1 protein-coding gene is annotated in these 655 nt (G+C 72.4%); it reads left to right on the forward strand.

The features are described from left to right. Positions 1 to 142 precede the first annotated feature (142 nt). Positions 143 to 625 (forward strand): DUF5130 family protein, encoded by a 483-nt coding sequence (locus tag CCN37_RS38140; RefSeq protein WP_086830249.1) that lies wholly within the window; start codon positions 143 to 145, stop codon positions 623 to 625. The last annotated feature ends 30 nt before the right edge of the window (positions 626 to 655 follow it).

The raw sequence follows: 655 nt of genomic DNA on the forward strand, positions 1-655 counted from the left end.
ACCCCGAGGTACAGCCCGGGGCAGGACTGGGACTACGAGCCGGTGTGGTGGACGGCCAACCCGGCCGGCGTGGGCGCGCGTCCCGCCTCCGGTGCCACCGCCGTGGAAGCGCAGTCCGTCCGTACCGCTCGGGGAGGTGCCCGTGGTAGCTGGTGAGGTCGTCAAGAAGGAGCTCGACCGTGAGCTCGGCGTCGGTGAGGCGCTGACCATCAGCGGCCGCGTCTCGGTGGCCAGGATGGTGTCGCCGCAGCCGCCCACCGTCCCGTTCACGCCATCGCAGCTCGCGTCCCTCGACGAGGCGCTGACGCTGGCGAGCCGGCTCACCGGGCTGGACTTCAGCGTCTACCTGGGTGAGCTGGGCGAGGACAGCCGGGCGAGCGCCGAGTCGCTGCACGCCCAGATCGGCTCGCGCGCCTCCGACGCCGTGCTGATCGCGGTGTCCCCGGGCGCGCGCGTGCTGGAGGTGGTGACCGGCGAGGAGTCCTCCCGCCGCATCTCCGACCGCAGCTGCAAGCTCGCCGTCATGAGCATGGTCGCCTCCTTCAAGGAGGGTGACCTCTCCGGCGGCCTGGTCAGCGCCCTGCGCATGCTCTCCGACCAGGCGGGCCCCGCCCCCAAGCACTGATCCTGCTCAACGCACAACGCCCGCCCACTG

The organism is Allokutzneria sp. NRRL B-24872 (genome assembly GCF_002155965.1).
GTDB lineage: Bacteria > Actinomycetota > Actinomycetes > Mycobacteriales > Pseudonocardiaceae > Allokutzneria.